We start from the raw sequence: 16,425 nt of genomic DNA on the forward strand, positions 1-16,425 counted from the left end.
GTTTAAATAATAATCTTGCTCAATTTACTTGTATTAGGGCACAGCTTACTTGATTACTGTGCCCTTTAAATATTTATATAAGGAGAATAAAGAAGTGGATCACAAAACAATAAGAGTAAAAGATGTGTTCGTAGTAGGTTTTGCGTTATTTGCAATGTTCTTCGGCGCAGGAAATCTAATATTTCCACCTTATCTAGGCGTTGTTTCTGGAAGTAAGTGGTGGATATCATTCTTAGGGTTCCTGTTTGCTGATGCAGGTTTATCTTTATTAGTAATTATTTCTCTGACTAAGTTTAATGGTGAGATGGATGCGCTGTTTAATAGAGTTGGAAAACGTTTTGCAGCAGTAATGGGATCAGTAATAGTAATCTGTATAGGTCCATTGATAGCGGTACCAAGAACAGCAGCTACTACTTATGAAGTTGGTATTTTACCAACAATAGGACCGGGATTTAATAGAATAATTTTCTCAATAATATTCTTCGCAATTGTACTAGCTTTGACTATAAAACCTTCAAAGGTTGTTGATATAGTTGGACAATTCTTGACACCAGTACTTTTAATATCATTAGCAGTTTTAATTATCAAGGGAGCAGTTTCTCCTCTTGGTGAAATGAGTAATAAGGTATTGATTGAAGGAGGACTATTCTCTAGAGGTGTAAAAGAAGGTTATCAGACCCTCGACTCCTTGGGAGCGTTCGTGTTTGCGAGTATAATAATTGCTTCTCTTGTAGATAGAGGTTACAAGGAAGAAAAAATTAAGATCAAAGCAACTATAATGGCTGGTACAATAACAGCAGTAGGTATGATATTAGTATATGGTGGGCTTGCTTACCTAGGAGCTACTGTATCTACAAATTATGGTGCAGACATAGACTCAACAGCTCTTTTAGTTGCAATTACATATAGACTAATGGGAAATGGTGGAAAAATTCTACTTGCGATAATGATTGCATTAGCATGTCTAACAACTGCTATAGGGGTAACATCATCTTGTGGACTTTTCTTTAGTAGATTAAGCAAAAATAAGATTAGTTATGAAAAAATAGTTTTAACAGTTTGTATCTTAAGTGCGATAGTTTCGAACTTTGGTGTTACACAGATTCTTAGCTTTGCTCTTCCAATATTATTGGTAGTATATCCAGGAGCACTTACATTAGTTGTACTCGGATTATTTAATGAAAAGATTAAGGATGATATCGTCTTTAGAATTGCAGCAGCTACAAGCTTAATATTCAGCTTTATAGTAGTTGTAAGTGGACTTCTTGGAAATGAAACTATACCAAATTTGGTAGCAAAATTCCCACTAGCAGACTTTGGATTTGAATGGGTTGTGCCTGTTTTAATCTCAGTTATAATCGGGTTTATGTTATCAAAGAAAAGAAGTTCAAGCAACTTGGATGATAATGTAGAATCTGTAAAAACAGCGGATTTATAAAAGAAAATAGTTATTGTAAGGAAACTGTAGTAACAAATATAGTAAGAAAAAAGATACAGTATAATAGATACAAAACAATAAAATTTAGGGTAAGTTAATTTTCTGCATAAGCAAAAAACAGAAAATTATGAAAACAAAATCAAGAATTTAAAAATAAAGAAGGGATTTTTTTGAAAAAGACAATAAAGCTAGGTTCATTTGGAGCACTATTAGGTGTTGCAGGAGTTTTATTTGGTTCACATGCGGGCGGAGGCTTTGCAACTGGAAATCAAGTAACTCAATATTTTGTAAAATATGGTTGGTTAGCCCCAATTACAGGTATATTGACAATGCTAATTTTAGCTATAACGCTTAGAGAAGCAATTGTAATGTACAATAATAATGAATGTGAAAATTATAAGGATTTATTTGAAGAATTATGGAGACCTTATACAAAGCTAGAAATACTTTGGGAAATATATTATTACTTCATGGTAATAATAGCTGTAGGTGCTGTTATAGCAGGTGCAGCCAGTGTATTTGAAAGTATGGGAGTACCATATTTTCTGGCAGTGTTGGTAGTTGGTCTGGTGCTTTTACTTTTGACGATATTTGGTGCGGTAGTTGTATCAAGTGTATCAGGAGCTATGGCAATTATAATTTTGATATGTTCAGTTATAATATTTACAGCGGGTATAAAATTAAAAATTCCAGAGATTACAAATATATTTGCGACAAAAGAAACTTGGGGAAATGGAAATATTACTCCATTTATAATGGTACTCACATATGCAGGTTTCCAGTCAGTAGTAATACCAGCAGTTACAGCTAGTTCAAGAGAACTATTAAGAGATGATAAACAAGCTACAGCCGCAATGGCTCTTGCATTTATAATGAATGTAGTTGCTCTAGGTTTGGCGATTGTCATGCTACTTGGTTGGTATACAGATTTTACTGCAGCTGGTGAAGTTACTCTTCCAACATTATATGTCGCAAAGCATATAGGAAGTAACACTATGAAGTTTGCATATCAGATATCATTGTTCTTATGCTTGATATCTACAGGTGTAACAACAATATTTGGTATGGTAAATAGATTTGAAGACCATAAAAAATTGATGTTCATAAAAAAGAAAGAACTTAGAAGAGCATTTATTTCTTTTGTAATAATGATAGTAGCAATACTCCTATCTCTAACTGGACTAGATAATATAGTTAAGTATGGATATGGATATTGTGGTTACTTAGGAATTTTCGCAATTATAATACCATTTTTAACAATAGGTATTTATAAGAACAGAAAGTTCAAAAAAGAAAATCCTGGATATAAATGGAAAAAACAAAGAATTGAAGAACAGGAAAATATGGCAGAATAAGCGCGTTGTGTTTTAGCTAGTTAACGCCCAATTTTATAATAAATATAAATAGTATATACAAACTACTTTGACGAGTGGTTTGTATATACTAAAAAATATTAATTTAATGGAGGTAATTTTTAATGGCTATAAAATTTGCAGAAAGAACTAATAATATGGAAGGTTCAGCAATACGTGAACTTTTAAAGTTAACTCAGAAACCAGAAGTAATATCATTCGCAGGAGGTATGCCAGCTCCAGAGCTATTCCCAGTAGATGCTATGATAGATGTATCTAGAAAAGTACTTGAAGAAAATGGTAAGGTAGCTATGCAGTATACTACTACTGAAGGCTATGCTCCACTAAGAGAGCACCTTGCTAAGAGAATGAATGATCATTTACAGACAAATGTAGTAGCTGATGATTTACTAATCACTAATGGTTCTCAGCAGTGTCTAGACTTTATAGGCAAGGCATTTTTAGATAAGGATGACATCGTACTTTGCGAAAGTCCATCTTACCTAGGTGCTATAAATGCTTTCAACGCATACCAGCCAAAGTTCATAGACGTTCCAACTGATGGTGATGGAATGATCATGGAAGAATTAGAAAAGATTCTTGAAGAAAATGATAGAGTTAAGTTTATATATGTTATTCCAGATTTCCAGAATCCTAGTGGTAGAACTTGGCCTCTAGAAAGAAGAAAGAAATTTATGGAAATAGTAAATAAATATGAAATTCCAGTAGCAGAAGATAATCCATATGGAGAATTAAGATACGAAGGTGAATATTTACCATCTCTTAAGTCAATGGACACAAAGGGACTAGTAATGTTCTTAGGAACTTTATCGAAGGTTTTATCACCAGGTTATAGAATTGGTTGGGTAGCAGCAGCTCCAGAAATACTTGCTAAGTTCAATGTAATCAAGCAGGCAGCTGACCTACAGGCTTCTACTATATCTCAGATGGAAATGGCTAAGTTCTTTGATGATTATGATGTTGATGCTCATATAGCTAAGCTAAGAGAAGTATACGGACACAGAAGAACTGTTATGTTAGACGCTATGAAGAAGTACTTCCCAGAAGGAGTAACTTATACTTATCCAAATGGTGGATTATTTACTTGGGTAATACTTCCAGAAGGTATAGATGCAACAACACTACAGAAGGAAAAAGCTCTTCCAAATAATGTTGCTTTCGTTCCAGGTGAACCATTCTTCCCAAATGGGGGACATGTAAATACATTTAGAATGAACTATTCTAATATGCCAGATGATAAGATTGAAGAAGGTATAAGATTATTAGGATTATCAATTAAGGAAGCTATAGACGAATTATAAGATATATAGAGACAGGACATATAAAGATACATAAAGATTAGTGTAAACGAAAATTTTTAAATGCCCCTTAGAGGTGCCCCCTTAAAGAAATTTTAGGGGTCACCTTTTTTATTTTAAGGTGATAAATATATTGAAATTTAGTGATGGAAAGAGGTAGCGTTATGCTTGAAAGTAATAAAGAAAGAATAGAAATTTTTGAAGTACCTCCCGATTTTAGGTTACTAAATTCTTTGGAGATATACAATAAATCTCAAGATTTGATGGATAGAATAGACGCAGACTTTAGAAAAAGAAATATATCTATGCCAAATACATCTAAACATACGGTACTTAATATGAAGAAGATAAAAATATATAAAGAAAAAATAGATTTTATATTGAATATAAGTGACTATCCTCATTATGTATATACACAAGAAAATCACTCGAGTAAAAATATATGTAGATCAATGAGTTCAGTTGCTTTATTAGAAACAAGCGATAATTATTTTATTTTGGTAAAGACGTCAAAACATAGCCTTTATCCAGATCTGTATCAATGTATTTCAGCCCTTATAGATATAAATGATTGTGATAGCACGATGAAAAAATACATGGATCCTAAAAAAACTATAATGCGTCAACTAAAAAAAGAATTAAATATAAATATAAAAAACGATAATAGATCTGATTCAATTGAATGTAAAAAACTTATTGTAGGAAAAAATATGTCATCTATAGATTTTTTTTATCATATTAATATTGAATATAGTAAAGAAGAGATGAAAAATATATTCGAAAAAGCAGATAGTTATGAAGTTGAACAGATTGTGTTTATAAAAAATAATAAAAAAGATATTATCAATTTCATGGGAAAAGAAAATATTAAAACTGCAGAGTATATAAAAGAATTGTTTTATAGAAAAAGCGATGACAATAGCTTTCTTGATTATCTCAAACAACATAGTAGTTAGATCGCATTTTAAAAGTAAAACAAAAACAAAAGAAGACCCCCTAATCAATCATAGGGGGTCTTTTTATGTTTGTTATTCTGACGCAATAACTTTTAAGGCTTCTATTGCTTTATCTACTTCTTCTTTTGTTGTGAAATATCCTAAGCTAAATCTTACAGCCCCTTGCTTTATTGTTCCTATGCTTTCATGAGCAAGAGGAGCACAGTGAATTCCAGAGCGAGTAGCAATATCATACTCTCTATCCAATCTAAAAGTAACTTCACCAGAATCTAAGTCCCTGATGTTTAGAGCAATTACTGCAGCTCTTTCTTTTGCAGACTTAGGTCCATATAGAGTAACTCCATCGATTTTTAGTATTTCATCAATCATATATTGTGAAAGTTCTTCTTCATGATTTTTGATATTTTCAATACCAGTATCCAATAAAAATTGTATACCAGCTCCAAGTCCTGCTATTCCTGGAGTATTGTGAGTACCAGATTCATATTTATCTGGGTAAAGATCTGGCTGAACAATTTCTGCAGACCTGCTACCTGTTCCACCTTGTCTTTGGCTATCTAGCTTAATATCTCCATTTACATATAGCAAACCAGTTCCTTGAGGACCTAAAAGTCCCTTGTGTCCTGGCATAGCTAGCATGTCTATATTCATACTTTGAACGTCTATATCATATATTCCAGCAGACTGAGATGCGTCTACTAGGTAAGCTATATTATGCTTCTTTGCAATTTTTCCTATAGCATCAATGTCTATTAGAGTGCCCACTACATTTGATGCATGTATTATGGCAATCATCTTTGTGTTGTCCTTAATAGCAGCTTCAATGTCGCTTGGATTTACCTTGCCGTTCGCATCTGCCTTAACAAAGGTGTGCTCTACACCAATCTTTTCTAATTCCATAATAGGTCTTAAAACGGAATTATGCTCCATAGTTGTAGTGATAACATGATCACCTGAATGTAAAAATCCCTTGATGGCTAGATTTAATGAATCAGTTGCATTAAAAGTGTAAATCACGTCCATTGGATTTTTAATGTTAAATAGCTTAGCTACCAAATCTCTAGTATCCTCTACAATTCTTGCAGATTCCATTGCCATTTTATGCCCAGATCTTCCTGGATTTGCACAGTGATATCTCATGCAATCATCTATAGCCTTGTATACGGACTCAGGCTTTGGAAATGTAGTAGCTGCATTATCTAAATAAATCATTTAACTTACCCCCAATTATTTTATTTTAGCGACAAATTATATTTAACCTAAATAACAATAGATATAGTGTTTAGCTCAATATTTATAAAAAAGATAAAATATATAACCAACTATTGTATTTAAACTGAAATCGCCGTTTTTCAAAACTATTTATACTTAAGCATTTCGCCTTCATTTAGTGCCACATGTCCACCTGAATATGGTTTACCTTCAACAGTTAAAAGAACTTGATCAACATTAAAAGATTTTATTAAACTGTTCGCAAATCCTTGTATTTGAGACATTTCTTCGCTTGATCCTTGATTAAAGTCTACAAAATTTTGATTCATATCAACGACTAAAGTTTTTACACCATCTTTATTTTCTACTTGGGCTTTGTTAACCTTTGTGCCTTCCTGAAGTACTTTTGATTCTACAAGTTCATTGACGATACTTTCAACGCTTATATCCTTTTGTTTTTTATTATGAGAGATCATCTCATCTTTATCTATATCGTATGTATAGTAAGTAATTTCATCTTTGCCTTCTCCAGCTTTTTTGTCTGAGATGACATTGTCCTTATTACTTTTATCATCTTTGTTTTCGGTATTTGTTTTGGCAGAATCTTCTTTCTTATCTTCTTTTTCTTTAGAATCCTTTGATTCTTCTTTATCTGTTTTCTTCTCATTATCAGCCTTTTGCTCAGTCTGAGTCTTATTGTCTGCCTCATTAGAAGATTTACTTGTACATCCAGACATTGTAAACGTTGAGAACATCAACAAGCCTGCTGCCAAAAGCATTTTAATTCTTTTGTTAATTTTCATAAATATTACCTCCTTCATTGTATAAAACAATTCAAATAGCAGAATAAAGTAAATAACAATTACTCTACCCTATATTATAACATACTCCATTATCTAGTTGGAAAAATTAGTGATCTTATTATGTAAGATAGGTATAGATATAAATGAAGAATTTTAGCTTAAATATAGAACTATAAATTTCACATAAGAATAGAATTAACTACTTTGTTATAAACATGCAGAGATTCAATTTTTTAGATTAATGTAGATATTAGCTCAAATAGCTTAAAATAACTATTAAATTTAAGGATTCATAAATGATTGAAGGATCCAATGTATATAAAAACGTTTAAATAAAAAACTTTTTAATCAAGGATTAGAGAATAGAAAATAAAACAAAGTTGGATAATAAAAAATAAAACGAATTTAGAGAATGAAAAATAAGACAGTATATTTTTTATGATTAGAAAATCATCAAAACAGGAAAAGCATTAGAAATAGGACGTGTTTTAAAATTTAAAAGCAAAACATAGATTATTTCTTGTAAATAGCTAATAAAATAAGAGTAAATGGTATATAATAAAAGAATAGCAATATTTTAAAAAATTCACAGTATTAATACTATATAATATTAGCAGAAATAGTATATCAAGTTTGATAAATAGTGATTAAATAAATATGTATTATAAAAAATATTTAATCTAGTGTATTATAATAGTAAACTGAATGTTTAGAAAATAAACTGTATTTTATTAAATATAATATTAAAGAAATTTATTTTGTAAAGTAAACAGATGAATATAATATAAAAAATGCAAAAAAAGTTTGCTTATAAAGACTAAAAATATAAATGTGAAAGAAAAAAATTGAAATATTAATATGTAAATAAATGTCATAATATGTTATTATATAGCTATAAGCATATTTCACATTTTTGAAATGGAGGAATAAAAATGAGTATAATAAAAGTTGATGCAAAGGGACTTGCTTGCCCAATGCCAGTAATCAAAACAAAGAAGGCTTTGGAAGAAATAGAAGAAGGTGTAATTGAAGTTACAGTGGATGATAATGCACCTAAAGAAAATATATTGAAATTTGCTAAATCTGTAAATTGTGAAGCAGAGTTAATTAAAGATGAAGCAGATGAAAAGATAATAAGAATAGTTAAGGGTGAAGGAACGGTAATCGATGCTAAGGCAGAAGATTTTAGTTGTGATATACCAAATTCAGCAAATGAAGTTGTTGCTATTATGAGCAATAGATTAGGAAGTGGAAATGATGAACTAGGCGAAGTTTTGATCAAGGGCTTCTTATTTGCACTTAATGAAGCAACTCCATTACCAAAGGCTGTGCTATTTTTAAATGGTGGAGTAGAACTTACTACTATCAATGAAGCAACAGTAGAAAATGTAAAGAGATTGGAAGACGCAGGTGTTGAGGTATTATCTTGCGGAACTTGTCTTGACTATTATGGACTTAAAGAAGAACTAAAAGTGGGTTCTCTTACAAATATGTATACAATTGTAGAGACTATGAAGTCTGCATCAAAGGTAATTACTATAGGCTAAATTGACTTTTTAGGCAAAGGGTATCATACTTTGTTTGCTTAAATTGCAAGAAGTTTGAGATTTCCTTGAATTTAGACTATATTATGGATGTTGATTACTTAGAAATTGAAAGGAGAAATATCGTTTAATGAACGATTTTTATGTGATATCATTTAACTCAACACATCATGCTATAAGAACAGAAAAGCTTCTTTTAGCGGAAAATTTGAAGATTTTGACACTTCCTACACCTAGGGAGATAGCTGCAAGTTGTGGGCTTTCAATAAAATTTGAGAAGGATGATTTAGAAAAGATTAATACAATAATGGAAGAAAATTCTCTAGAAAGAAGGGGAATTTTCCATATAATAAAGAATCAAGATGGGGAAAGAGAAGCCATAAAGATTCAGGACTAAGGAGGTACGTATGCCACTAGCTATTAAGGTGGGTGATGTTGTGGAGTTAAAGAAACAACATGCTTGTGGATGTAAGGAATTTACAATTACAAGAACGGGAGCCGATGTAAAGTTCAAATGCAATAACTGCGGAAGAATTATAATGTTAGATAGAGAAACAGCAGAAAAGAGAATAAAGAAGATTTTGTAATGAATTTAAAGTATACAATTATATAGATCTTGAGTGGATTTATAAATGCAATATCAATCTTTTTTCGGTTAAGGATTTTTTAATTGAAATACAATAAAGTTGTATCTTTGAATTTAGATAAATATTATTTTGTTTTTTTTAATTAATGGAGGTGCGTTTTTATGGCAATAAAATTTGCAGAAAGAACTAATAACATGGAAGGTTCAGCAATACGTGAACTTTTAAAGTTAACTCAGAAACCAGAAATAATATCATTCGCAGGAGGTATGCCAGCTCCAGAGCTATTCCCAGTAGACGCTATGATAGAAGTATCTAGAAAGGTACTTGAAGAAAATGGTAAGGTAGCTATGCAGTATACTACTACTGAAGGATATGCTCCACTAAGAGAGCATCTTGCTAAGAGAATGAATGATAAGCTACAGACAAATGTAGTAGCAGATGATTTACTAATCACTAATGGTTCTCAGCAGTGTCTAGACTTTATAGGTAAGGCATTTTTAGATAAGGATGACATCGTACTTTGCGAAAGTCCATCTTACCTAGGTGCTATAAATGCTTTCAACGCATACCAGCCAAAGTTCATAGACGTTCCAACTGATGGTGATGGAATGATCATGGAAGAATTAGAAAAGATTCTTGAAGAAAATGATAGAGTTAAGTTTATATATGTTATTCCAGATTTCCAGAATCCTAGTGGTAGAACTTGGCCTCTAGAAAGAAGAAAGAAATTTATGGAAATAGTAAATAAATATGAAATTCCAGTAGCAGAAGATAATCCATATGGAGAATTAAGATACGAAGGTGAATATTTACCATCTCTTAAGTCAATGGACACAAAGGGACTAGTAATGTTCTTAGGAACTTTATCGAAGGTTTTATCACCAGGTTATAGAATTGGTTGGGTAGCAGCAGCTCCAGAAATACTTGCTAAGTTCAATGTAATCAAGCAGGCAGCTGACCTACAGGCTTCTACTATATCTCAGATGGAAATGGCTAAGTTCTTTGATGATTATGATGTTGATGCTCATATAGCTAAGCTAAGAGAAGTATACGGACACAGAAGAACTGTTATGTTAGACGCTATGAAGAAGTACTTCCCAGAAGGAGTAACTTATACTTATCCAAATGGTGGATTATTTACTTGGGTAATACTTCCAGAAGGTGTAGATGCAACAGTTCTACAGAAGGAAAAGGCTCTTCCACATAATGTTGCTTTCGTTCCAGGTGAACCATTCTTCCCAAATGGAGGACATGTAAATACATTTAGAATGAACTATTCTAATATGCCAGATGATAAGATTAAAGAAGGTATAAGACTATTAGGTCTAGCAATTAAGGAAGCTATAGACGAACTATAAGATTTTATAGTGTCTATTAAATTATAGAAGAATTTGGGCGCCCCCCAGTTAGAAAATGAAGGGGTCGCCCTTTTTCAGTAGAAGGCAATATTTATAATAATGTAATTATCTATGAACATTATGACAAATTAAATCATTGCTAAGCTTTAAGTAAGAATATAATTATATAAATAATATAAGAGGTGATAAGATGAAATATGATGAGCAAATTTATAGACCGCCGAAGGAGTACGATTCACTTCTTCTTCAGGTAACAAACGGATGTACACACAATAAGTGTAAGTTTTGTGGAATGTATAGATATACAGAATTTGGGATGGAAAGTCTAAAACAGATTGAGTCAGATGTGATAGAGGCAAGTCAACACCCATATTATAAGAAATCAAAAAGGGTTTTCTTGCTAAATGGAAATCCATTTGTACTAGATGCAGATAGGCTAGTAAAGATAGCTGAAATAATACACAAACATATTCCAAGTGTAGAGGTGATATCAACATATGCTTCTATTAAAGATATAGAAAGAAAGTCGGATGAAGATCTTAGAAGGATTAAAGAAGCAGGAATAAGCGATTTGTATATAGGAGTAGAAAGTGGAAATCAAAAGGCTCTAGAGTTTATAGACAAGGGAAACACTGTGGATGAAGCTGTGCGTGAAATGAAAAGGCTAGACAAGTATGGTTACTACTACTATGCCATGGTTCTTACAGGACTTATGGGAGAGGGTGTAGACAAGGCAATTGAAAACGGAAGACTAACAGGACAAATGTTGAGTAAGGTTAACTGTAGAGCAGTATTTCCGATGTCGGTAACATTAGTTCCTGGGACAGAGTTGTGGATTATGGCACAAAATGGGGAATACAAGGAAGCAACTGAGTATGATAGATTGGTAGAGTTAAAGACTATGATAGAAAACTTAAATCCTGAGAGTACAGCCATGATATCTTCTGCGCATAATTCAAACACAATGTTTGTAAAGGGTATATTACCAAATGAAAGAAGGAGACTCCTAAATGAAATAGATGAAATATTTAAAGAGTCTTCTGCTGAAGAAATGCAAAGTTGGATTGATAGAAAGCGTATAAGGTTGTAAAATAGGTAGGATGTAATTTATTTTAAGTAAATATTTTTTTGGAATTATGTCTATATTGTTATAAAAGAAAGCTAGCTCAAGTCTAAAAAGTGAATTGGTTATTAAAATAGTAATAGGTAATGAATTTATAATCTTAGAAAAATAAGTAAAAGTGTAACTAACATGTCAAATTATATATAAAATCGTATAATTCTATTGACTTTGACACCCTAATCGAGTATACTATTTGGGTATGAGAATTGTAAAATTCTTGTCTCTGCTCCGAAAGGACTCGGAGCCGTATAGTCCAAAGGGAGGTGAAATGAATGAAAAATTACGAATTACTTTACATCGTAAAGCCAACTCTTGATGAAGATGCAAGAGAAGCGCTACTTAACACAATCAAGGATATAATAACTTCTGCTAATGGTGAAGTTGCTGAAATCGAAAATTGGGGAAGCAGAAAGCTAGCATACCCTATCCAGAAGTTCAGAGATGGTGTTTATACACTAGTTAACTTTAAGGCTGATGTTGAATTTCCAAAGGAATTAGACAGAAGACTTAAGATAGCTGAAGATGTAATAAGACATGTCATAGTTGCACAAGACGAAAAATAATAGGTGGTGTTAATATGAATAATGTCGTGTTGGTCGGAAGATTAACTAAGAACCCAGAATTGAAATATATTCCAGGTTCAGGAACTCCAGTAGCTACTTTTACTTTAGCTATTGATAGGGAGTATAAAAATAGAGATGGTTCTACTACAACAGATTTCATACCAGTTGAAATCATGGGTAAGCCAGCTGAATTTTGTGCGAACTACATTACAAAGGGAAGATTAGTTGGTGTTCAGGGATCTATTAAAGTAGATAGATATGAGACTCCTAATGGAGAAAAAAGAACATTCACAAAGGTATCAGGTCGTAATATACAGGCATTGGAAAGCAGAGGTTCTGCATCAGGAGCAGCTCCTGATACAAACAATAACAACGAAGGCTTTGAAGCAGCAAAATTCGAGCCAAGCGGTGTTGTTAGTCCTTCTGAATTTTCTGCAGTTGATGACGATGACGTACCATTTTAGACAAGAGAGAGGTGAAAGTCGTGATAAACAAGAAGAGACGTAAGAAGAAAAGAGTTTGTCAGTTCTGTGCTGATAAAAACACTAATATAGATTACAAGAACTATCAGAAGTTGGAAAAGCATATTACTGAAAGAGGTAAGATACTTCCAAGAAGAGTAACAGGTACTTGTGCAAAGCATCAAAGAGAGCTTACAAAAGCTATCAAGCTTGCTAGAAATGTAGCACTTTTACCATACACAGTAGAATAATAAATTCTGTATTGTAAACATATCGAAGTCGTTGCTTATGCAACGACTTTTTTATTGTTTAAAAAGTTGCGAATAGGCAAAATAGAAATATTAAAGAGAAAATAAATCTAAATATCTTTCAAAAAAATAAAAAAGAAGGACTTTTAGTAATAGATTTTTTAGATATGCAGATTTAAAAAGATAGAAAAATAACATCGTTAATTAAAAAATAAAAAAAATATATAAATAAAAAAAATATGTATATATCCTAAGAAAATAAAGTGTAATTTTTTTGTAAATTCTAGACAAGGGGAATAAACTAATAAAAAATAAAAATATATAATAAAAAAAATTAAAAATTCAAAAATAAATAATTAATATATGATATAAAAATTCAATAAAATAAAAATAAGAATAGATATAAGATATGCTATTTATAAGATACTTTTCATATTAAGTATATTTAGAATATACAATATTGATATACTAATTAAATTAAAATGCCTATTTCACAAAAAAAATTTTACTTTTTAAAATTAGTATGCTATATATAGTCGGTATAGATAGATGGTTAGTTGTAAGTAAAGGTAATTTTATATTCTCTCAAACATTTATAATTGGTTTAGGTTTTGTTTCCCTAAATCAATTTTTAAGATTTTATGTTTCTATTTATTTTTAAAGATTATAAATATGAGCAATATATTTTTTTATCTTATATAAAACCACACAAGTTTAGTTTGATAAATTTAAACGAACATTATGAAAACTTCATTTAATGCATATTTTAATTGCTAAATATTTGTTGTGCACTTATTCTTTATTCACAGGTATGGAATAATAATTTGAACTTATAAAGCATAATTTTATTTTAAAATTATAAGAATAAGTAATATATTTTTTAGTATCAAATAAAATAATACAAGTTTAGTTATGTAAAATTAATTTAAAATTGGAAATATTTCAATTGATTTATTTTATAAAAATTAAATATTAGTTGTGTATTTATTCTTTACTATAATTTAAGGAATAATACTTAAAACTTATAAAAGATAATTTTATTTTAAAATTATAAATATGAGCAATATATTTTTTAATCTTAAATAAATCAGCACAAGTTTAGTTTTATAAAATTGACTAAAAATTATGAAGAATTCATGTGATTCACTTAGAAAATGCTGTGTAATGCTGTATATTGTGTATGCCATTAACAATGGTATGGTTTTGTTTTATAATATAAAATCTTAAAAATGGATAAAATATGCTTATATTTTATTCTACGTTATTATAATTGTAAGAAAGTAATGTTGTTTTATTTATATTCAAGAAAAAATTAATAATTGATATTTATTTAGGAGGTTATTTACATTATGAAAAGAAAATCAACTTTAAGAAGAACGGTTACTGTTGGATTAGGTGGAGTATTAGCATTCCAGGCAATAGCTCCAGTAGTAGCTAACGCATCAGTGTTTGAAACAGGCGTAACAAACATGAAGGAAGTTTCAAATAACTCAGGATCAACTGCTGAGAAACCATTACGTCTAAATGGTGGAGAAAAAGATGTAGAATTTAAACTTCATATGAAGGAACTTGCAAGTATTAATATTGCAGGTATACCAAATATGTATGCAGTTCTAGAAATCCCAGAAGAAATGAAGGGATTAGTAACTCCAAACGGACCTGTTAGATTAGATGCTACAGTTTCAGTTGACTGGACACAGAATGAAGCTACAAAGGGAATCGCTGAAGAATTTAAGAAGATTACAGGAGAAACTGATTCTATAAGAAAGAACTTAAAGGATATAATGAATCAGGTAAACAAGGATGTTGTTCATGTAAATGTTAATATACAGGAAATTTTACAGGAATTAGATGCAATAGATAATTTACTTTCAACTGGTAAGGCTGATTTTGATTTAGATGAAGCAACAGTTTCAAAAGATGGTAAGTATCTATATGTAAAGGTAGACAAGGGTGCAAGTGAAATACTTGGTAGATCAGCAGCAAGAAAAATAAAGGGTGTAAGAGATGCAATCAATTCAATAGAAGTTACACCTACTCGTGACTTTAACGAAGATAGAGCTGATATCATCAACAAGAGTATAAAGCCTATTAAGGAAAATGCAGACAGATCTTTAGGCGGAATGGAAAAGATAGCAATAGGTATAGGAGAAATGGTAGCTCCTATGGGATCATTTAAGTTATTAGGTAACTCAACTGTATACATGCCAACAAAGGTTAAGGATCCACTAGTACACGCAAAGGATGCTAATGGAAAGAACTTATTCCTTCCAGAAGGATATGAAGATTTACTAGATGAGTCACTTACAGGAAGACAGACAGATTACAATGCTGAATTTGCAGGTGCTTTTGAGCAGAATAACTTAATAGACATTCACTTAGATCTTGAAAAGTTAATAGGTGAAGAATATCATGATGTAATAAAATCTGATAGACTTACAAATATTTACTTTAACTACAATGCTAGAAAGTACACTAAGAGAATAGCAGGACAGACTAGATATGCTACTGCAGCAGACGTATCTAAGAAGGCTTACAAGTCAGCTAAGACAGTAATACTTGCAACTGGCCAGAGCTACCCAGATGTTGCTCCAGCTTCAACATTATCAGCTGCATTAAAGTCACCATTACTTTTAACTGAAAAGGATGTACTACCAAACAGTACTCTTAACGAAATAAAGAGATTAGGTGCTGAAAACATAATCATCATAGGTGGAGATTCTTCAGTTTCAAAGAAGGTTGAAGACAAGCTTGGTGATTATTCTGTAAGAAGAATAACAGGTGGAGATAGATATGAAACTGCAGCAAATATCGCTAAGGAAGTAAGAGATGCTAATGGAGATTCATCAAGTGAAGCTATCGTCGTAAATGGAGATACTTTCGCAGATGGTATCGCAATGGCTACTGTAGCTAATCAGAAAAAGGCACCTTTACTATTCACTGAATCTAAGACTTTACCAGATGCTACTATAAAGGCTCTTGATAAGTTTAAGACTAAGAAGGTATTTGTTGGTGGTGGAGAAAACTCTGTTTCAAAGGGTGTTCTAAACGCTATGGAAGTTGACTCTGTAGAAAGAGTTGCAGGAGCTAACAGATATGAAACAGCTACTAAGGCAGCTGCTCTATCATACCCAGACGCTGAATATGCTGTTGTAACAGATGGTGTAGGATTCGTGGATGCTCTTATAGCAGCTCCATACTCAGCTAATACAGCTTCTCCAGTACTACTTGCTACAAAGGATGCAGTACCAGGAGCAACTATTAGTTACTTAAATAACTCAAAGATAAAGAGTACTACTATAATAGGTGGACCATTATCAATATCTGATTCAGTAATGAATACAATAAATGATTTATTAGAGCTTAAGTAAAAATATAAAAGATAAGATAACATAGATAAAATTTATTGCAGTAGCTAATATTAGCTACTGCAATTTTTTTATAAAATTATTTATTTTGAT

15 protein-coding genes are annotated in these 16,425 nt (G+C 31.4%); 13 read left to right on the forward strand and 2 right to left on the reverse strand.

Annotated elements, in window-relative coordinates; all coding sequences use genetic code 11:
* The first annotated feature begins 94 nt into the window (after positions 1 to 94).
* From brnQ to RR561_RS07175, 4 genes are all read left to right on the forward strand, one after another.
* The gene (brnQ, locus tag RR561_RS07160) at positions 95 to 1,438 is read left to right on the forward strand and encodes a branched-chain amino acid transport system II carrier protein (protein WP_332506931.1); all 1,344 of its coding nucleotides are present in this window, start codon (positions 95 to 97) and stop codon (positions 1,436 to 1,438) included.
* A 170-nt stretch (positions 1,439 to 1,608) separates the two neighbouring features.
* Complete coding sequence (locus RR561_RS07165) at positions 1,609 to 2,793, forward strand: hypothetical protein (RefSeq protein ID WP_332506933.1); 1,185 nt, start codon at positions 1,609 to 1,611, stop codon at positions 2,791 to 2,793.
* 122 nt (positions 2,794 to 2,915) lie between these two features.
* Positions 2,916 to 4,112: an aminotransferase-like domain-containing protein gene (locus tag RR561_RS07170; protein ID WP_332506934.1), complete on the forward strand. Its 1,197-nt coding sequence runs from the start codon at positions 2,916 to 2,918 to the stop codon at positions 4,110 to 4,112.
* A gap of 161 nt (positions 4,113 to 4,273) precedes the next feature.
* Positions 4,274 to 5,065, forward strand: coding sequence for a hypothetical protein (locus RR561_RS07175; RefSeq protein WP_332506935.1), 792 nt, complete (start codon positions 4,274 to 4,276; stop codon positions 5,063 to 5,065).
* Between the two features lie 72 nt (positions 5,066 to 5,137).
* Here the strand turns inward: RR561_RS07175 and RR561_RS07180 are convergent, their stop codons facing one another.
* Together RR561_RS07180 and RR561_RS07185 are read right to left on the reverse strand one after the other, a co-directional pair.
* Positions 5,138 to 6,277 carry an aminotransferase class V-fold PLP-dependent enzyme gene (locus tag RR561_RS07180; RefSeq protein WP_332506936.1) on the reverse strand — a complete coding sequence of 380 codons (1,140 nt, stop codon included), beginning with the start codon at positions 6,275 to 6,277 and terminating at the stop codon, positions 5,138 to 5,140.
* A gap of 146 nt (positions 6,278 to 6,423) precedes the next feature.
* Positions 6,424 to 7,080 carry a GerMN domain-containing protein gene (locus RR561_RS07185; RefSeq protein ID WP_332506938.1) on the reverse strand — a complete coding sequence of 219 codons (657 nt, stop codon included), beginning with the start codon at positions 7,078 to 7,080 and terminating at the stop codon, positions 6,424 to 6,426.
* A gap of 932 nt (positions 7,081 to 8,012) precedes the next feature.
* On the opposite strand from RR561_RS07185, the gene yedF reads away from it, so the two are divergent.
* The 9 genes from yedF to RR561_RS07230 all read left to right on the forward strand — a co-directional run bounded on the left by yedF (position 8,013) and on the right by RR561_RS07230 (position 16,335).
* A complete protein-coding gene (yedF, locus tag RR561_RS07190; protein ID WP_332506940.1) occupies positions 8,013 to 8,627 on the forward strand; it encodes a sulfurtransferase-like selenium metabolism protein YedF in 615 nt (204 codons plus the stop codon).
* Between the two features lie 127 nt (positions 8,628 to 8,754).
* Positions 8,755 to 9,021, forward strand: coding sequence for a DUF3343 domain-containing protein (locus tag RR561_RS07195; protein WP_332506942.1), 267 nt, complete (start codon positions 8,755 to 8,757; stop codon positions 9,019 to 9,021).
* Between the two features lie 10 nt (positions 9,022 to 9,031).
* Positions 9,032 to 9,211 (forward strand): DUF951 domain-containing protein, encoded by a 180-nt coding sequence (locus RR561_RS07200; protein ID WP_106777147.1) that lies wholly within the window; start codon positions 9,032 to 9,034, stop codon positions 9,209 to 9,211.
* Between the two features lie 161 nt (positions 9,212 to 9,372).
* On the forward strand, positions 9,373 to 10,569 hold the full coding sequence (locus RR561_RS07205; RefSeq protein WP_332506945.1) for an aminotransferase-like domain-containing protein: 1,197 nt from the start codon (positions 9,373 to 9,375) through the stop codon (positions 10,567 to 10,569).
* 190 nt (positions 10,570 to 10,759) lie between these two features.
* Entirely contained in the window at positions 10,760 to 11,659 is a 900-nt protein-coding gene (locus RR561_RS07210; RefSeq protein WP_332506947.1) for a radical SAM protein, read from the forward strand.
* 305 nt (positions 11,660 to 11,964) lie between these two features.
* Positions 11,965 to 12,255, forward strand: coding sequence for a 30S ribosomal protein S6 (gene rpsF, locus RR561_RS07215; RefSeq protein WP_332506949.1), 291 nt, complete (start codon positions 11,965 to 11,967; stop codon positions 12,253 to 12,255).
* 14 nt (positions 12,256 to 12,269) lie between these two features.
* Positions 12,270 to 12,719 carry a single-stranded DNA-binding protein gene (locus RR561_RS07220; protein ID WP_332506951.1) on the forward strand — a complete coding sequence of 150 codons (450 nt, stop codon included), beginning with the start codon at positions 12,270 to 12,272 and terminating at the stop codon, positions 12,717 to 12,719.
* Between the two features lie 20 nt (positions 12,720 to 12,739).
* Positions 12,740 to 12,967: a 30S ribosomal protein S18 gene (rpsR, locus tag RR561_RS07225; RefSeq protein WP_106777152.1), complete on the forward strand. Its 228-nt coding sequence runs from the start codon at positions 12,740 to 12,742 to the stop codon at positions 12,965 to 12,967.
* A gap of 1,346 nt (positions 12,968 to 14,313) precedes the next feature.
* Positions 14,314 to 16,335, forward strand: a complete 2,022-nt coding sequence (locus RR561_RS07230) for a cell wall-binding repeat-containing protein (RefSeq protein ID WP_332506953.1) — start codon at positions 14,314 to 14,316, stop codon at positions 16,333 to 16,335.
* Positions 16,336 to 16,425 lie beyond the last annotated feature (90 nt).

It is taken from the genome of Peptostreptococcus sp. (assembly GCF_036639115.1).
Lineage (GTDB): Bacteria > Bacillota > Clostridia > Peptostreptococcales > Peptostreptococcaceae > Peptostreptococcus.

Coding starts and splice junctions, on each gene's coding strand:
- RR561_RS07170 (WP_332506934.1), top strand. CDS start 2,916: ATGGCTATAAAATTTGCAGAAAGAACTAATAATATGGAAGGTTCAGCA.
- RR561_RS07175 (WP_332506935.1), top strand. CDS start 4,274: ATGCTTGAAAGTAATAAAGAAAGAATAGAAATTTTTGAAGTACCTCCC.
- RR561_RS07180 (WP_332506936.1), bottom strand. CDS start 6,277: ATGATTTATTTAGATAATGCAGCTACTACATTTCCAAAGCCTGAGTCC.
- RR561_RS07185 (WP_332506938.1), bottom strand. CDS start 7,080: ATGAAAATTAACAAAAGAATTAAAATGCTTTTGGCAGCAGGCTTGTTG.
- yedF (WP_332506940.1), top strand. CDS start 8,013: ATGAGTATAATAAAAGTTGATGCAAAGGGACTTGCTTGCCCAATGCCA.
- RR561_RS07195 (WP_332506942.1), top strand. CDS start 8,755: ATGAACGATTTTTATGTGATATCATTTAACTCAACACATCATGCTATA.
- RR561_RS07200 (WP_106777147.1), top strand. CDS start 9,032: ATGCCACTAGCTATTAAGGTGGGTGATGTTGTGGAGTTAAAGAAACAA.
- RR561_RS07205 (WP_332506945.1), top strand. CDS start 9,373: ATGGCAATAAAATTTGCAGAAAGAACTAATAACATGGAAGGTTCAGCA.
- RR561_RS07210 (WP_332506947.1), top strand. CDS start 10,760: ATGAAATATGATGAGCAAATTTATAGACCGCCGAAGGAGTACGATTCA.
- rpsF (WP_332506949.1), top strand. CDS start 11,965: ATGAAAAATTACGAATTACTTTACATCGTAAAGCCAACTCTTGATGAA.
- RR561_RS07220 (WP_332506951.1), top strand. CDS start 12,270: ATGAATAATGTCGTGTTGGTCGGAAGATTAACTAAGAACCCAGAATTG.
- RR561_RS07230 (WP_332506953.1), top strand. CDS start 14,314: ATGAAAAGAAAATCAACTTTAAGAAGAACGGTTACTGTTGGATTAGGT.